Below are 16,354 nucleotides of genomic sequence, written 5' to 3'. Positions count from 1 at the left end.
GCCAGCGTACTTTGGGGCGATCCAACCTGTGGTCGTCTCGTGTGTCAGCCATAGACATGTGGAGGATCTCAACGCAATGGCCAAGACAATTGCGTACGACGAAGAGGCCCGTCGCGGTCTCGAGCGGGGTCTGAACGCCCTCGCCGACGCTGTCAAGGTGACGCTGGGCCCGAAGGGTCGCAACGTCGTGCTCGAGAAGAAGTGGGGCGCCCCCACGATCACCAACGATGGTGTTTCCATCGCCAAGGAGATCGACCTCGAGGACCCGTACGAGAAGATCGGCGCCGAGCTGGTCAAGGAAGTCGCCAAGAAGACGGACGACGTCGCGGGCGACGGTACGACCACCGCCACCGTGCTCGCCCAGGCGCTCGTGCGTGAAGGTCTGCGCAACGTCGCGGCCGGCGCGAACCCGCTCGGCCTGAAGCGTGGCATCGAGAAGGCCGTCGAGGCCGTCACCGCCAAGCTGCTCGACACCGCCAAGGAGATCGACACCAAGGAGCAGATCGCTGCTACCGCTGGTATCTCCGCGGGCGACCCGGCCATCGGCCAGCTCATCGCCGAGGCGATGGACAAGGTCGGCAAGGAAGGTGTCATCACCGTCGAGGAGAGCAACACCTTCGGGCTCCAGCTGGAGCTCACCGAGGGCATGCGCTTCGACAAGGGCTACATCTCCGGTTACTTCGTGACCGACCCCGAGCGTCAGGAAGCGGTCCTCGAGGATCCGTACATCCTGCTCGTCTCGTCCAAGATCTCGACGGTCAAGGACCTGCTGCCGCTGCTGGAGAAGGTCATCCAGGCCGGCAAGCCGCTGCTGATCATCGCCGAGGACGTCGAGGGCGAAGCCCTGTCGACCCTGGTCGTGAACAAGATCCGTGGCACCTTCAAGTCTGTCGCCGTCAAGGCGCCCGGCTTCGGTGACCGTCGCAAGGCCCAGCTGGCCGATATCGCCATCCTCACCGGTGGCGAGGTCATCAGCGAAGAGGTCGGCCTTTCCCTGGAGACCGCCGGTATCGAGCTGCTCGGCACCGCGCGCAAGGTCGTCATCACCAAGGACGAGACCACCATCGTCGAGGGTGCCGGCGACGCGGAGGCCATCAAGGGCCGCGTGGCGCAGATCCGCGCCGAGATCGAGTCCTCTGACTCGGACTACGACCGTGAGAAGCTGCAGGAACGTCTGGCCAAGCTGGCCGGCGGCGTCGCGGTGATCAAGGCCGGTGCCGCTACCGAGGTCGAGCTCAAGGAGCGCAAGCACCGCATCGAAGATGCCGTGCGCAACGCCAAGGCCGCCGTCGAAGAGGGCATCGTTGCCGGTGGTGGCGTCGCGCTGCTGCAGGCCGCCCCCGCGCTCGACGGCTTCAGCGGTCTGACCGCTGACGAGGCGACCGGTGTCAACATCGTGCGCGTCGCGCTGTCGGCTCCGCTCAAGCAGATCGCCTTCAACGCGGGCCTCGAGCCCGGCGTCGTGGCCGAGAAGGTCTCCAACCTCCCCGAGGGCGAAGGCCTGAACGCCGACACCGGTGTCTACGAGAACCTGCTGGCCGCCGGCGTTGCCGACCCGGTCAAGGTCACCCGCTCGGCCCTGCAGAACGCGGCCTCCATCGCCGCGCTCTTCCTCACCACCGAGGCCGTTGTCGCCGACAAGCCGGAGAAGTCCGCCCCCGCGGGCGACCCCACCGGCGGCATGGGCGGCATGGACTTCTGATCTCCTGATCAGCAGTTCTACGCAAGTCACGAAGGCCGGTCCACCACACGGTGGACCGGCCTTCGGCATGAAATAGGGGAGTGAACGTGGCGATCGTCCACACGGTCCGCAAGTACTGGTTGTTCTGTGTACTGATGGGGATAATTTGCGGCTGGGTGATTCTGTCGGGTCTGCTCGATCTGGCCGACGGCACGGTCACCTGTCACGACTGGAGCCCCCTCGTCCTGGATTTCACCAGCTATGACATGGCCCCAGGCGATAACTCGTGCGCGATGTCGAAGTCCGGCGCCAACTACGCGGACGTGAAGATGATCAACAATGTCCTTGACTCGGTGCGGGTCATCATCGGTGCGGTGATGTTGTGGATAGGTTGTTCTGCCATACGTGACTTGGCCAAGAAGGACTACCCGAGCGAATAGATCGACCTGCGCGCGAGGTCAGCCGACCGGGGTCAACCGCAGGCGCTCCGCCAGCTCGTTGAAGATGTAGAAGTTGGGGATGGTGCTGACGGGGGCCAGTGACATCCAGACGCCGGAGAGTTTGATGCGGATGTGGCCGCTGCGGGCGTCGATGAGCTGGATGTCTTCCCAGGGGAGGGCCTCGCCACGGAAGGTGAGGGCCTCGAGGGAGAGGGCTAGGTCGCCGAAGGGGACTGTTTCGCCGTTGTCGATGGCGGCTACCGCGGCGGGGAGTTGGGTTGCGGTGACGGCGGATTGGATGGCGCGAGCCCATTCGCGGGCGCGGGCGAAGCCCTCTTCGTCGACGGTCGCTTCCACGCCGCCGGGGCCGGACAGTTCCAGCAGGTAGGCGACGGGGGTGGTGTCGTGGAAGGGGATCTCGTGCTGACGCACTTCGGTACTGTCCCAACGGAATCCGGCCACCCGCTGACCCGAGCGGTAGACGGTGACGCCGTGGTCGAACAGATCGATGCGGGCGGCGCGGTTCTGCCGGTTGATCACGCCGCGGCGCAGTGCGAGCAGGACGGGCGCGGCCGCGATCACGAGCAGTGCCACACCGCCCTGCCATCCGCCGACCGCGGCGACGATCACGCCGATGGTGGCGATACAGCCCGCGACGATGCCGCAGCCGCGTACGAAGGTGTCGTCGGCGGGAGTGGCCAGAAAGGTGTCACGGTGCGCGCCGAGGTGCTGATACTCCGCCATCAGGTGTATCAGTTGGGTCAATGGCACCGCGTGCCTACCTTCGGCTACGTCCTCCGGCCTGTTCGGAGTGATCACTCGTCCCTCCATGAGGCGTCTTCATCCGCGGCGAAGCGTATGCGAACCAGCGGAATATTGCCACCGGTACGGTACGGAAATTCTGGCCGCGACCGGGCCGAATGGTTCAGCCGATGGCAAAAGCGACGAAGAATCCCGCCGCAGTGGCCATCCCGACCCACCAGCCGCCTTCGCGGTAGGCCTCGGGGATGAGCGAGTCGGCCAGCACCGCGATCGTCGCGCCGCCCGCGAAGGCTTGGACCGCGCTGATCGCGGTCGGTGACACGGAATCGGCGAAACCGTTGCCCAGCACCGTCACTGCGACGAGCGCCGCGGCCGTCACCGCCCACAGCGCGAAGGTTCGGCCCGCCTCGAACCCGTGCTGCTCGCGCATGAGTACCGCCCCGCTGAGCGCTTCGGGCACATTGCCCGCCGCGATCGCGACGAGCAACACGAATCCGCCGCCACCGCTGAGGGTTACGCCCAGCGCGAGGTTCTCCGGCACGCCGTCGAGCACGGTCCCCAGCAGCAACGCCCAGCCGATCGCGGCAGGCCCGAGCTTGTTCTCGATGAGGTGATTGGCGACAACGTAAACCCCAGCGCCTGCGAACAGCGCGCTGCCCGCGATCAGTGCGCCGTCGCGATGGAAGGCGGGTGCGAACAGCTCCTCCGATATCGCCGCGATCATCGTGCCCGCGCCGAACGCCATCATCGCGGCGAGCACGGCCTTCGGCAGCGTCCACCGCAGCCCCACCGCCACGCCGATCAGCAGCGGCACCGCGGTGCCGAGTCCGTAGAGCAGGGCGGTTGACATGAACGGAGCCTATTCGGCTGTCCTGCTGAGGACGGTGAACGCTGCTCGCCCGTGTCCGATCGGGCGCCACCCGAGAACGACTGCCGAAGGCTCGTGGCGGCGCCGACTAGGGTGGTTGACGTGTTGTTTCTGGACGAAGGCGAGCCCACCGCACCGGCGGTCGTGTTCCTCCACGGCATTCCGGGGTCGGTCGACTGGTTCGCGGCTGTCGCCGAGCGGATGGTCGCCGACTTTCGCGTGATCCGGATCGATATGCAGAAACTCGGCGTCGACGACGACTTCAGCGCGGTGGCGCGTACGGCCCCGCTCATCGCGCTCCTGAACGACCTCGACCTCACCGACGTGACGGTGGTCGGGCATTCCTTCGGCGCCGAGATCGCCCTGGAACTCGCGGCTACCTCGAATCGTGTTGCCCGCGTCGTGGTCGTCGGCCAAGCGCCGGACTACCAGGCTGCCAGGATCCCGGCCATCGCGAAATGGGTTGTCCGCCCGTGGTCGGTCCGATTGGCGCAACGGTGGACACCCGGAACCGTGATTCGGCTGGGGAGCCGCCCGTCCTTCGCCCGGCGGTTCCGCTACGACTCGGCGCCGGGCTTGGCCGACGCGCTGGTCCGCGACTTCCGCGCAGCCCTGCCCGCCGGACTCGCCTACGCGGTGGGCGCCCGGGTCGACGACTTCGCCGCGGGACCTCTCGATTCCCGCGTACAAGCCCTGGAACAGCCGGTTCTCGCCATCCACGGCCGCTACGACAATCTCTACGACAGCACCGAAACCCTCGCCCGCTACGCCGCGGCGGGTGCCGTCACCCACCTCGTCGAACACGCGGGCCATTCGCCCCAGGTCGAGCAACCGGACGAATTCGTCTCCGTCCTGGGCGAATTCATCAGATCCCACTGACGGCCGAAACCACGAACGTCCCCGGTGTGCCCTGCGCCCCCAGCGGCCCGCCCTTGTCGAACTGCGAGGACACGATCAGCGCCTTCTCGCCCGAATGCACCATCGTGGTAGGAACATTCAGCGCCGGATCGTGGAATTCGCCGGTACGGGTGGCGGTGGCGCCATTGTCGGCGAGGGTCCAGCGGCTGATGGTGTTGTCCAGGTTGTGAACTATCCACAGGGTGTCCCCGCGCAGATCCAACCCGTCGCCATGGCGTGCATCGCCGCCGGTCAGCGCTACCTTGCGGATCGATTCCGGGCCGCCGGTCAGGTCGATGCGGTACAGCTCGGCCGCTGACATGGCGACGACGAGCAGATATTCTCCGGCCGGGTCGGCGACGATTCCGTTGAGCTCGAACACCTTCGGGTCGCGCGACCCGAGCGTGGCGGTCAGGTCGTAGGCGACGGTCAATTCGTCACTGTCGGCACCGATGATCGCCCGGTAGACGACATTGCGCATGCTGTCGGTCAGGTAGGCGGACCCATCCGGCCCGAAATCGAGATCGTTGACGAATCGTGGCGCGTCACCGGGCACATCGAACTTCGCGAGCAATGCGCGTGACCCGGTGTCGTAAACACTCACGCCCACACCGGAATCGATTACCCACAGCCGACCGCTGCGATCGACCTTCACGCCGTTCGCCGTCTTCCTGCCGTCTGCGCCCGCGGGCAGGAAGACCTCGGCGCGCGAGGCGTCGGCACCCGCCCGATACACCGTTCCGTCCGCGAACGACCCGACGTAGGTGTCACCGTTACGCGCGTCCAAGGCGATGCCCTCGGGGTACACGGCGTTGCCAGGCAGCTCGTAAGCGGTGCTCAGCGTGGGTACGGCGGGCGAGGTCCCGCATGCGGTCATGGCAAGGCAGGCGGTGGCGACAGCGATGGTTCGCAGCATGATGAAGCCTCTCAGTGATGTAATGCCAAACATCAAGCAATAGGCAGTAATGTAAATTAGAGTCGTTATGATCGTCAAGGGCATTACGAAGTGATGGGCGGATACCATGCAACCCATGACGTCCATGTCCGCCGCCGAGAGACTCGGCACGTATATCAAGCGCGCCGAGCAAGCCCTGATCGCGACAAAGACGGCCGCGCTGAAACCGGCCGGACTGACCGTCGCGCAGTACAGCGCGCTGATGCACCTCGCGGAGAATCCCGGCATCTCGGCCGCGGCTCTGGCTCGCCTGGCCGGCGTCACCCCGCCGACGATGAACACTGTCCTGACCAACCTGCAGGAGCGCGGCTTGGTGGACCGAACCCCGCACGAGTGGCACAAGAACGTGCTGGAAACCCGCCTGACCGAGGCGGGACGCTCGGTGATGGCCGATGCCGACACCCGCGCGATCGCGGTGGAGCGCGCCGTGGCCGATCGATTCACCGAGGCCGAACTGGCATCGATGCAGGAGCTACTCACGCGCAGCGCGCGGGCCCTCGACGAGATCCGCGACAACCTGCCGTGACGAAAAGAGCCCGCCGGGAAGTTCCGGCGGGCTCAGGCGGCGATCGGGGTCAGCGCTCGGCGGCGACCTTCACCTTGTTCAGTGTCTGCTGCATTCCCGAGATCAGGTCGGCCTCGAACTGCTGTTCGCCACCCATGGCGACCTTGATCGTCTTCTGCAGCCAGCCGGGCAGGCCCTTGGCGTCGACGGTGCGGGTCTCGACGACGCGGGTGCCGGTAGCAGTCGGCTCGAGCTCGTAGGTCCAGACCGTGCGGTTCTCGTTCATCCGGAAAGCGAACGCCTTGTTCGGCTCGAAGCGCACGATCCGCGAGGTGGTCGGGTAGATTTTCCAGCCGACCTTGTTGACGTTGACGGTGAACGCGCCGTCGCGGACGCCACCGACCGCGACCATCTTCACCGTCGTCGGGCTGAACTCGGGCATGCGGCGCAGGTCGGACAGCACCGTCCAGACCTTTTCCGGCGATGCGGCGATGTCGATACTGGCTTCGAGAGTGTTCGGCAACGGTGCCTCCGGGTACGCGTGACAGACGGTCACGCACAGCATAGGGACCATGACATCGCCCGACGTCCACCCGTGGTCGGATTTCCCCGAATCGGGTGCCACACATCGGTACACTCGCGTTTCACATATCGGTCGTGCCGGGTGGGTTGGCCCCGTCGAGACCGAACTTCTCGGGTCTTGTGCTCAATGCCAAAAAATTCTAGAAAATTCCTTTAAAACACCCACGCTTCACATTGGCGGTCGGTATCGTCCGAGACGGCAAATGGCCGGTGACAACGAAGTCACAAAACATCGACTTGGAGTGACACATGCTTTACAACATCACCGAAAACAGCAGTGGCAGTGCGGACAGCAATCTTCTGACGCTGCTGCTCGGCCTGCTCACCAGCTCGCTCAGCACCGGTTCGGTACAGGGCTCGGGCAACTGAGCCGACAATAGCCAACTTTCGGCTAACGCGCGGTTGGCCGAATGGGCACCCGAAGGGCCTGATCCATGACGAGGGGATCAGGCCCTTCGGTATTGTCAGCGACAATGTCACAGGATGCGAATACGGGACGAATGTATGCCGGGCAACCCGTAGAGGACCGGCAACGCCAGCGGCGTGCGCGTTTTCTGGAGTCAGGCCTGACGGTCTTCGCGCGCGACGGGTACGCCAACAGCTCGGTCGGGGCCATCTGCAAGGACGCCGGACTATCGTCACGGCAGTTCTACGAGGAGTTCACCGGCCGTGAATCCTTGCTGCTGGAGCTGTACGAGCAGATCGACCGACATTCGCGCGAAGCGGTGGCCACCGCGCTCGAGGACAAGTCCGAGGCGACCGTGCTCGAGCAGATCGACGCGGCCGTGCGGGCTTACGTCGAGTCGATCGGCAACGATCCGCGTAAGGCGCGGGTGGCACTGGTCGAAGTGGTCGGCGCCGGACCCAAGGTCGAGAAGTTCCGCCTCGAATTGCGACGTGTCTGGGGATCGCTGCTGGCCAGCGCCGCCGAGGACGCGGCAATGCACGGCGAAATCCCCGCCGGCGACTACGAATTGCGGGTGCTCGCGGTCATCGGCGCGGTGAACTATGTCGTCGACGGCTGGAGCGGCAGCGATCCGCGCCCGCCCCTCGACGAGGTGATCAAGGTGCTGAGCCGGGTGATCCTTGGCGCGGTCGGGGCTTGATGGCGCGGGTCGAGATCGTCGAGATCCAAGTACCCGACGGCAGCACCCTGCCGGTGCGCCTCATCCCGGCCACCGGCGCCCACCGGCATCCGGTCACCCCCGACGCACCGCGCGCGGTCGTGGTCATCGTGCCCGGCCTCGCGGTGCCCGGTGAGTTCTACGAGTACTTCGCCCACCGGCTGGCCGCCTGCGGATTCGACGTCGCCATCGGCGAACTTCGCGGTCAGGGCGAGAGCACCCACCGACCCGATGGCGAAAGTACCTACGGCTACCACGAATTGGTCTCGGTGGACTTCCCCGCGATGCTGGCCGCGGTGCGCACCCGATTCCCCGCCAGCACCCCGTACCTGCTCGGTCACAGCATGGGCGGCCAGCTGGCGGCGATGTACGCGGCCAGGGTGCGTGGCAGGCTCGGCGGCCTGATCCTGGTCGCTTCCGGCACACCGTATTTCCGTGGGTATCGCGGCGTGCTCGGGCCCGGCATGCTGGTCGGCACCGCGGCGGTGGCGGTGGCGTCGAGCCTGGCCGGATTCTGGCCGGGGGACCTACTCGGCAAGCGCGCGTACGGCAGACAGTCCAAGGTGCTCATGTCGGATTGGGCCAGGCTTGCCCGCACCGGGCGCTTCGTGCCCGTCGGAGCCGATATCGACTACGACGAGCGGATGTCGCGGCTGAAGTTCCCGGTGTTGTCGATCACGATCGCCGGTGACGACCTGGCACCGCAGACCTCTGCCGACCATCTGCTGAGCAAACTGCCCGGTGCCCAGATCGACCGGTGGTTCCAGCCGGAGGCCCTGGGGCACAACGGCTGGATCACCAATCCGGACTCCACGGTCGACGCGGTGCGGCTGTGGTTGCGCGACCGCTGACGGCTCAGGCCGAGCGGCGGCCCTCGATCAGCATCTGGATGAAGAACTCGTAGACCAGCGCGGACAGGTACGCCGACTGTTTGTTGTCGGCGGCACCGCCGTGACCACCCTCGATGTTCTCGTAGTACCAGACGGTGCGATCCTGAGACTCCAGCAGCGCGGCCATCTTTCGCGCATGGCCGGGATGAACCCGGTCGTCGCGGGTGGAGGTGGCGAGCAGGATCGGCGGGTACTGCTTGCCGGTATCGGTGTTCTGATACGGCGAGTACTCGCTGATGTAGGCCCATTCCTCAGGCTTGTCCGGGTCGCCGTACTCGGCGACCCACGACGCACCGGCCAGCAGCAGGTGGTAGCGCTTCATATCCAGCAGCGGCACCTGGCAGACGATGGCGCCGAACAGCTCCGGGTAGCGGGTGAGCATCACGCCCATCAGCAGGCCGCCGTTGCTGCCGCCGATCGCGCCGAGCCGGTCTGGGGTGGTGATGCCGCGGGTCACGAGGTCGCGCGCGATGGCGGCGAAATCCTCGTAGGCGCGGTGCCGGTGCTCTTTCAGTGCGGCGGTGTGCCATTCGGGGCCGTACTCGCCGCCGCCGCGGATGTTGGTCACCACATAGGTGCCGCCGCGCTCGAGCCACGCCATGCCGGTGCCGCCCAGATAGCCGGGGGTCTTGGAGATTTCGAAGCCGCCGTAGCCGTTCATGATCGTCGGGCCGGGCGTGCCGCGACGTTCTCGATGCCGAATCACGAAGTAGGGCACCGCGGTTCCGTCATCAGACGTGGCGAAGAACTGCTCTGTCTCGATGCCGGTGGCGTCGAAGTAGCTCGGCGCCTGCCGCAACGTCACCGCCGGTTCGCCGATCGCGCTGCTCAGCAGTGTGGTGGGGGTGGTGAAACCGGTTGTGGTGAGCATGAATTCGTCGCCGCCCTCGAGCGGGTCGAGATTGGTCACCGAGGTGGACGACATGGCGGGGACGTCGGTGAGTTCGCTGGTAGTCCAGCCGTCCGGGCCGGGGGTGAGCACCCGGAAGCCGGTCTGCACGTCCTGCAGCGTGGACAGGATCAGGTGATTCTCGGTCCATCCCCAGCCATCGAGTGAAGTGTGCGCGTCGGGGGTGAACAGCGCCTCGAATTCCCTCGCACCAGCGAGGAAGTCGTTCAGATCGGTGACGAGCAGGCTGCCGGGCGGGAAGGTGGTATCGCTCGGTGTCCACTCGGTCTTCAAGCGCACCAGCAGCCAGTCGCGATACCAGTCGACGTCCGCGTCGGTCGGCGTTTCGATCAGGCGCCACTCACCGTTGTCGAGCAGCGACACCTCACTGTTGAAGAAGTCGGTCGAACGGGTCAGGTAGTGCCGCTCGTACCCGGGGTGGCGGTCGTACCCGACGCCGATCGAGACATCGCTGGCCTTGCCTTCGTACACCGTTTCGGCAGCGGACAATTCGGTGCCGCGCCGCCAGCGCTTGGCGATGCGCGGGTACCCGGAATCGGTGAGCGAGCCCGGTCCGAAATCGGTGCCGACATAGACGGTGTCGGCGTCGATCCAGCTGATCCGCGACTTCGCCTCCGGCACGAAGAATCCGCCGTCCACCGGTTCGACGAATGTCCTTGTGGTCATGTCGAATTCGCGCTCGACAGTGGCGTCGGCACCGCCGCGCGACAGGTGGATGATGGCGCGTTCCTGCGAGGGCCGCAGCACCGCGGCGCCCGCCCACACCCAGTTCTCGCTGTCGGCCTCGGCCAGCGCGTCCACATCGATCAGCACATCCCACTCGGGGTCACCGGTGGCGTAGGACTCGAACGTGGTCCGCCGCCACAACCCGCGCTGATGCTGCGCGTCGCGCCAGAAGTTGTACAGCCACGGCCCGCGCCTGCCGGGGTAGGCGATCTTGGTGTCGTCGTCGAGCATCGCGAGCATGCGACGCTCCAGATCGGCGAATCGGTCGGTCGCCGCGAACCGCTGCCCGACCACCTCGTTGCGGGCGCGCGCCCAGTCCAGCGCGCCCTCGTCGGTTACGTCCTCGAGCCAGAGATAGGGATCGGTCACGTTCTCTTCAACGCCGCTCATCCCCACATTGTTGCCGATGTGAGAATTGTCTTCGCCTGTCGGGCGCGCTGTGGACTACCGCCGGGTCACCAGTAGTGAGCGACGTCGACGACCACGCGGGTCGGGTTGTCGAGGGTGCTCACGCGGAACGGCAGGCGGGCGCGCACGCCGAGACCGATCGTGGACTGGCCTTCGAACGAGACCGCCCAGGCGAGCTGGCGCAACGTTTGATAGCCGTTGACGTTCGCGAGTTCGGTGCGGTCGGCGGGGCGGTAGGTCATGTTGCCCGCGTCGTCGTAAGCGGGCGCGTTGACTGTCACCTGGAGGAACGCGCCACCGCGCAGGGGGACGGGGGCGCCGGAGCCGTCCTCGGTGACGGTGTCGACATAGCGCACCAGGTAGCCCGCCGACGGGCCCGCCAGGTCGACGACCATGCGATCGAAGCACTCGTGCCTGCCCGCCCGCACGGCGGTGAGGGTGGCCGGGGAGTACTTCGGATTCGACTTGTCCTGCGAACCCCAGACGAGCCCGCAGTAAGACGGAGTGGCGGCCGCGGGCAGCGTCGAGAGGCCGACACAAGCGGCGAGGGTGGCGAGGAGGACGAGGAAGCGACGCATGTCGCACCGCCTTTGATCAGGGCCTTGGGCTAGCGGAGAAGTACCGATATATCGAATGAATCAGACTTCGCGTTAGCGTCGGTCCGGTGTCGAATGCGCCGCGAAACGTAGGATCGCAGGTCACGAATCAACCGGAGGTGGATGTGTTCCTGTGGGAGCAGCACTGTTGTCTGCCGTTGCGGCACACGGCGCGCGTCGCCGAACTGGCTCGGTACCCGCTTGGGTCGTATCTGTCGGTGAACGTCGGGTACTCGGCGCAGACCAAGGACGATTCGCTGGCCCTGCTGCACCGGTTCCGGGACGAGGCGGGGGCCGATCCGCGGTTCCGGCTGGTCGACCGGGTGGGCGATATCGGCGCACCCGAGGTGATCTCGCTGGCCTTCGATCTCGAGGATTCCAGGCCACTCGACGGCGATCTCGACACTGTGGAACTGTTCTACGACCTCGGTGTGCGTTCGCTGCTGCCCACCTACAACCATGCGAACCCGGCCGGCTGCGGTTGCCTCGACACCGATGACACCGGGCTGACCGGCTACGGAAAAGACCTGGTGCGCAAGCTCAATGCGGTCGGCATGTTCGCCGACGGCTCGCACTGCTCCCGCCGCACCGGCCTCGACATCGCCACCCACACCTCGGTCCCGATGATCTACAGCCACTCCAATTTCGCCGCGCTGTGCGAACACCCGCGCAATATCACCGATGAGCAAGCGCTGGCCTGTGCCGCCACCGGCGGGGTGATCGGCATCAACGGCGTCGGCATCTTCCTCGGCCGCAACGCGCCCGCCGCGCGAGCCGAGCGGGTCGCGGCGATGGCCGACCAGATCCGATACGGCGTCGACCTGGTGGGTATCGACCACATCGGAATCGGGTCGGACTACTCGTTCGACGGTCAGGAATTCAACGACGAGATCCGCGACAACCCCGGCGCGTTCTCCGATTCCTACACGAAGTGGGGCCCACTCCAGCGGACCCCACCCGAGGACCTCCTCGGCGAATCCGAGGTACCCGGCCTGGACGACCTCCTCGCCGACCGAGGATTCACCGCCGCCGAGCGCGAGGCCGTCTTCGGCGGCAACTTCGCCCGGGTAGCAAGCCAGGTCTGGCGCGCCTGACGCGCTGCCCGGCTGATCACCAGGCCACCACGTTTCAGGCGAGGTGGACGAGCATCTTGCCGGTGTTGGCGCCGGTGAGGACGCCGAGGAAGGCGGCGGGGGCCTGGTCGAGGCCCTCGTAGACGGTTTCGGTGGTGTGCAGGGTGCCGTCGGCGAGCCAGCCCGCGGCCTTGGCGATGTACTCGCCGAAGATCGGGAAGTAGCTGGTCACCAGCATGCCGCGCAGGCTGGCCTCCTTCGTCGCGGCGAGATACAGGTCGGGGGTCTGCTGGGCGGAGGCGCCGTTGTAGCCGCTGATCGCGCCGACCAGGGCGATGCGGCCGTGCTGGTTGAGTGCCTCGATAGCGACCTTCAGGTGTTCGCCGCCGACACTGTCGAGGTAGACATCCACCCCCTCGGGCGCCGCCGCCGCGAGCTGTCCACCGAGATCGCCGGCGCGGTAATCGATCGACGCGTCGAAACCGAACTCAGCCAGCAACTTCCGGGCCTTGACGGGACCGCCGGCCGAACCGATGACCCGCTTCGCGCCCAGCGCCTTCGCGATCTGGCCCGCCACGCTGCCGACCGCTCCCGCGGCCGCCGAGATGAAGACGGTGTCACCGGGCGCCACCTCGGCGACATCGGTGAGCGCGGCGTAGGCGGTGAGTCCCGTGGTGCCGAGCACACTCAGGAAGTGCTGCGGTGCAGCGAGTTCCGGATCGATCGGCGTGGCGGTGGCCGCGGCGACGATGGCGTGTTCGCGCCAGCCGGCGAAGTGCGAAACCGTTGCCCCGACCGCGATGTCGGCCGAGCGGGACGCGATCACCTCGCCGACCGCCGAACCATCGAGGGCCGCACCGAGTTCGAACGGCGCGATGTAGGACTCCTTGTCGTCCATCCGGCCACGCATGTACGGGTCGACCGACATCCAGGTGTTGCGGACCAGGATCTGGCCCTCGGTGAGCTCCGGCAGCTCCCGCTGCACCAGGGCGAAATCGCCGGCGACCGGTGCGCCGTTCGGGCGGGCGGCGAGGTGGATCTCGCGGGTGAAGGTGGGCAGTGCGCGGGTGGCCGTGTTCGACATGATCGAGCCTTCTTTCGAGGTCAGCCGGTGTTTCTCGCCGGTGATGACTACGTTATGGCGCGCGATCGGCCCTATCGAGGTCCGCGCGCGCCACCACCCGGTCCGTTCGCGCCACGTGTTGCGGGGCTGCCGCCAGCGGGGTGGGTCAGCGAGCTGGGTGAGCGGCTGATGTTTCGCCGGTCCATCGGTGGAAGGCCTTGCGGAGGGCGCGGTCGTCAGTGAAGGCGAGGCGCTGGGCGATCACGCTTCTGGTAAGTCCTTGGTCCAGCAGGGTTCTCGCGCGTTCGTAGCGGAGTAGGTCGAGTTCGTCGCGCCAGGTGGTGCCGTGTTCGGCGAGATGGCGCTGGAGGGTGCGCTGGCTCATCGCCAGTGCTCTCGCGACTCGCGGGAGGGTCGGGTCGGCGGCGTCGAGGGCGGCGGCGAGGGCGATGCGAAAGGCATCGAGGGGGTCGGTGATGGTGCGCGAGGACGAGAGGACCAGGCCGGCGTGGCTGCGCATCAGGTCGGCGAGCATCGGGTCGGCGCGGGGGAGCGGGGCGTCGGCGTCGTCGGCGTGGAAGGTGATCGAGTCGGCATCCGCCTCGAATTCGATGCTGTCCGTACCGAATACGGCGGACAGATCGGCGCGGTCCGCCGGTGCGTGGTGACCGAAACTCACCCGGGTCGGAACGAGGGGACGGCCGGTCGCCTCGCGGGCCCGGCGCAGGTAGTAGGCCATCACGTACTCGTTGACCACCGACGCCACCGCGGGATCGCCTGCCGAGGTGCGATAGCCGATGGTGAGATCGCCCTCGCCGGACAGCTCGAAACCTTCGGTGGCCGCGGTGACCAGGCGGTGATACGGCAGGGCGGCATGCAGTGAATCCCGCAGTGTCGCACCGCCTGTCACCAGGTAGTCCCAGGTGTTCAGCGTGCCGAGCGGCGCGGCGGCGGCCACCGCGGCCCCCGCCCCGACCGGCCGCGCGTGCGCGATCAACTCCCACAGCCGCAGCAGTGAACTCATCGGAATCCGGTTCAGCTCGCCGCGCAACACCACCTCGTCGGTGCCGGGGATCCGCGTCAACTGCTCCTCGGCGGCCCCAGCGTGCCTGGCGGCCTGGACCAGTAGCCGCACCAGGTGCGTCGACACCGTGCCGTCGAGCCGACTGCCGATTCCGTCCGCCGACCCAGCACCGCTCACCTCCCCGACCTTACTGCGAGGCCCGGTGCCGAGGCGGCCCGTCGCGGGCTCATCTCACCTATGTGGGGGACGGGTGGGTGAACTCTCCGAAACAGAGTTAGGCTCGGTGACGTGACTTCCCACTACGATGTCGTCGTTCTCGGCGCTGGTCCCGGCGGATATGTCGCCGCGATCCGTGCCGCTCAACTCGGCCTGCGAACAGCGATTGTCGAGCAGAAATACTGGGGTGGCGTGTGCCTGAACGTGGGCTGCATCCCGTCCAAGGCACTGCTGCGCAACGCCGAGCTGGCCCATATCTTCCAGAAGGAAGCCAAGACCTTCGGCATCTCCGGTGAGGTCAGCTTCGACTTCGGTGCCGCCTTCGATCGCAGCCGCAAGGTGGCCGACGGTCGGGTCAAGGGCGTGCACTTCCTGATGAAGAAGAACAAGATCGACGAGTTCGACGGCCTCGGTACCTTCACCGGCCCGAACTCGATCGATGTCGCCCTCACCAAGGGTGGCAGCGAGACGGTCACGTTCGACAATGTCATCATCGCCACCGGCACCACCACCAAGCTGCTGCCGGGCACCCAGCTCTCCGAGAACGTGGTCACTTACGAGGAGCAGATCCTCACCCGCGACCTACCCGGCTCGATCCTGATCGTCGGCGCGGGCGCGATCGGCATGGAGTTCGCCTACGTCCTCAAGAACTACGGCGTCGACGTGCGGATCGTGGAGTTCCTCGACCGCGCGCTGCCCAACGAGGACGCCGACGTCTCCAAGGAGATCACCAAGCAGTACAAGAAGCTCGGCGTCACCATCACCACCGGTGCGGCCGTGCAGTCGATCGACGACGACGGCTCCAAGGTCACCGTCCAGATCAAGGACAACAAGTCCGGCTCGATCGAGACCGTCACCGTCGACAAGGTGCTGCAGGCCGTCGGCTTCGCGCCGCGGGTGGAAGGCTACGGCCTGGAGACCACCGGCGTCGCGCTCACCGACCGTGGCGCGATCGAGATCGACGACTACATGCGCACCAACGTGGCGCACATCTACGCGATCGGTGACGTCACCGCCAAGCTGCAGCTCGCCCACGTGGCGGAGGCGCAGGGCGTGGTCGCGGCCGAGACCATCGGCGGCGCCGAGACGATGACCCTCGGTGACTACCGGATGATGCCGCGCGCCACCTTCTGCCAGCCGCAGGTCGCCAGCTTCGGTCTCACCGAGCAGCAGGCCCGCGACGAGGGCTACGACGTGAAGGTCGCGACCTTCCCGTTCCAGGCCAACGGCAAGGCACACGGCCTCGGCGACCCGACCGGCTTCGTGAAGCTGATCGCCGACGGCGCGCACGGCGAACTCCTCGGCGGGCACCTGATCGGCCCCGACGTCTCCGAGCTGCTCCCGGAGCTCACCCTCGCCCAGAAGTGGGACCTCACCGTCAACGAGGTGGCCCGCAATGTGCACACGCACCCGACGCTGAGCGAAGCGGTGCAGGAAGCGATCCACGGCCTCGCGGGGCACATGATCAACTTCTGAGAAATCAGCTGAAAAGGCCGGGTACGCGTTCGCGGGCCCGGCCTTTTGGTTTCTATTCGGTATTTTTCCGGGCGTTGATTTGGTGAATCGGGGTCTGTACCACGATGATCGACAACACCTCCAGGTTTGTTGTTCCACGCTCGTGTTCGACATGTTTA

Annotated in this window: 16 protein-coding genes; 8 read left to right on the top strand and 8 right to left on the bottom strand. The window is 66.6% G+C overall.

The window, feature by feature from the left end; all coding sequences use genetic code 11:
* Positions 1-76 precede the first annotated feature (76 nt).
* On the top strand, positions 77-1,702 hold the full coding sequence (gene groL / locus ACWZHB_RS26030; protein ID WP_266294031.1) for a chaperonin GroEL: 1,626 nt from the start codon (positions 77-79) through the stop codon (positions 1,700-1,702).
* A gap of 80 nt (positions 1,703-1,782) precedes the next feature.
* Complete coding sequence (locus ACWZHB_RS26025; protein ID WP_427904416.1) at positions 1,783-2,121, top strand: hypothetical protein; 339 nt, start codon at positions 1,783-1,785, stop codon at positions 2,119-2,121.
* 18 nt (positions 2,122-2,139) lie between these two features.
* Here the strand turns inward: ACWZHB_RS26025 and ACWZHB_RS26020 are convergent, their stop codons facing one another.
* Both ACWZHB_RS26020 and ACWZHB_RS26015 read right to left on the bottom strand, forming a co-directional pair.
* The gene (locus ACWZHB_RS26020; RefSeq protein WP_427904415.1) at positions 2,140-2,940 is read right to left on the bottom strand and encodes a DUF6585 family protein; all 801 of its coding nucleotides are present in this window, start codon (positions 2,938-2,940) and stop codon (positions 2,140-2,142) included.
* A 106-nt stretch (positions 2,941-3,046) separates the two neighbouring features.
* Positions 3,047-3,733 (bottom strand): ZIP family metal transporter, encoded by a 687-nt coding sequence (locus ACWZHB_RS26015; protein WP_427904414.1) that lies wholly within the window; start codon positions 3,731-3,733, stop codon positions 3,047-3,049.
* A 120-nt stretch (positions 3,734-3,853) separates the two neighbouring features.
* On the opposite strand from ACWZHB_RS26015, the gene ACWZHB_RS26010 reads away from it, so the two are divergent.
* On the top strand, positions 3,854-4,630 hold the full coding sequence (locus ACWZHB_RS26010) for an alpha/beta fold hydrolase (protein WP_427904413.1): 777 nt from the start codon (positions 3,854-3,856) through the stop codon (positions 4,628-4,630).
* On the opposite strand, the gene ACWZHB_RS26005 is transcribed toward ACWZHB_RS26010, so the two are convergent.
* The gene (locus tag ACWZHB_RS26005; protein WP_427904412.1) at positions 4,617-5,648 is read right to left on the bottom strand and encodes an SMP-30/gluconolactonase/LRE family protein; all 1,032 of its coding nucleotides are present in this window, start codon (positions 5,646-5,648) and stop codon (positions 4,617-4,619) included. The genes ACWZHB_RS26010 and ACWZHB_RS26005 overlap by 14 nt on opposite strands.
* A 31-nt stretch (positions 5,649-5,679) precedes the next feature.
* Here ACWZHB_RS26005 and ACWZHB_RS26000 point away from each other — a divergent pair, with 31 nt between their 5' ends.
* A complete protein-coding gene (locus ACWZHB_RS26000) occupies positions 5,680-6,129 on the top strand; it encodes a MarR family winged helix-turn-helix transcriptional regulator (RefSeq protein WP_427904411.1) in 450 nt (149 codons plus the stop codon).
* A gap of 49 nt (positions 6,130-6,178) precedes the next feature.
* Here ACWZHB_RS26000 and ACWZHB_RS25995 read toward each other — a convergent pair whose 3' ends face one another.
* On the bottom strand, positions 6,179-6,631 hold the full coding sequence (locus ACWZHB_RS25995; RefSeq protein WP_427904410.1) for an SRPBCC family protein: 453 nt from the start codon (positions 6,629-6,631) through the stop codon (positions 6,179-6,181).
* A 532-nt stretch (positions 6,632-7,163) separates the two neighbouring features.
* Here ACWZHB_RS25995 and ACWZHB_RS25990 point away from each other — a divergent pair.
* Together ACWZHB_RS25990 and ACWZHB_RS25985 are read left to right on the top strand one after the other, a co-directional pair.
* Positions 7,164-7,796 carry a TetR/AcrR family transcriptional regulator gene (locus tag ACWZHB_RS25990; protein WP_427904409.1) on the top strand — a complete coding sequence of 211 codons (633 nt, stop codon included), beginning with the start codon at positions 7,164-7,166 and terminating at the stop codon, positions 7,794-7,796.
* Positions 7,796-8,665 carry an alpha/beta hydrolase family protein gene (locus tag ACWZHB_RS25985; RefSeq protein ID WP_427904408.1) on the top strand — a complete coding sequence of 290 codons (870 nt, stop codon included), beginning with the start codon at positions 7,796-7,798 and terminating at the stop codon, positions 8,663-8,665. The genes ACWZHB_RS25990 and ACWZHB_RS25985 overlap by 1 nt, the downstream gene beginning before the upstream one ends.
* Before the next feature lie 4 nt (positions 8,666-8,669).
* Here the strand turns inward: ACWZHB_RS25985 and ACWZHB_RS25980 are convergent, their stop codons facing one another.
* Together ACWZHB_RS25980 and ACWZHB_RS25975 are read right to left on the bottom strand one after the other, a co-directional pair.
* Positions 8,670-10,730 carry a prolyl oligopeptidase family serine peptidase gene (locus ACWZHB_RS25980; RefSeq protein ID WP_427904407.1) on the bottom strand — a complete coding sequence of 687 codons (2,061 nt, stop codon included), beginning with the start codon at positions 10,728-10,730 and terminating at the stop codon, positions 8,670-8,672.
* A gap of 65 nt (positions 10,731-10,795) precedes the next feature.
* The gene (locus ACWZHB_RS25975; protein WP_427904406.1) at positions 10,796-11,326 is read right to left on the bottom strand and encodes an AMIN-like domain-containing (lipo)protein; all 531 of its coding nucleotides are present in this window, start codon (positions 11,324-11,326) and stop codon (positions 10,796-10,798) included.
* A gap of 137 nt (positions 11,327-11,463) precedes the next feature.
* Between ACWZHB_RS25975 and ACWZHB_RS25970 the strand changes: the two genes are divergently transcribed.
* Complete coding sequence (locus ACWZHB_RS25970; protein ID WP_427904405.1) at positions 11,464-12,438, top strand: dipeptidase; 975 nt, start codon at positions 11,464-11,466, stop codon at positions 12,436-12,438.
* Positions 12,439-12,472: 34 nt separating this feature from the next.
* Here the strand turns inward: ACWZHB_RS25970 and ACWZHB_RS25965 are convergent, their stop codons facing one another.
* Complete coding sequence (locus ACWZHB_RS25965; protein WP_427904404.1) at positions 12,473-13,501, bottom strand: NADP-dependent oxidoreductase; 1,029 nt, start codon at positions 13,499-13,501, stop codon at positions 12,473-12,475.
* Between the two features lie 145 nt (positions 13,502-13,646).
* Positions 13,647-14,681, bottom strand: coding sequence for an AraC family transcriptional regulator (locus ACWZHB_RS25960; RefSeq protein WP_427904403.1), 1,035 nt, complete (start codon positions 14,679-14,681; stop codon positions 13,647-13,649).
* A 111-nt stretch (positions 14,682-14,792) separates the two neighbouring features.
* On the opposite strand from ACWZHB_RS25960, the gene lpdA reads away from it, so the two are divergent.
* Complete coding sequence (gene lpdA, locus ACWZHB_RS25955; RefSeq protein ID WP_427904402.1) at positions 14,793-16,196, top strand: dihydrolipoyl dehydrogenase; 1,404 nt, start codon at positions 14,793-14,795, stop codon at positions 16,194-16,196.
* The last annotated feature ends 158 nt before the right edge of the window (positions 16,197-16,354 follow it).

This window comes from Nocardia sp. FBN12, assembly GCF_054031145.1.
This window is presented reverse-complemented; position numbering and strand designations above follow the sequence as displayed.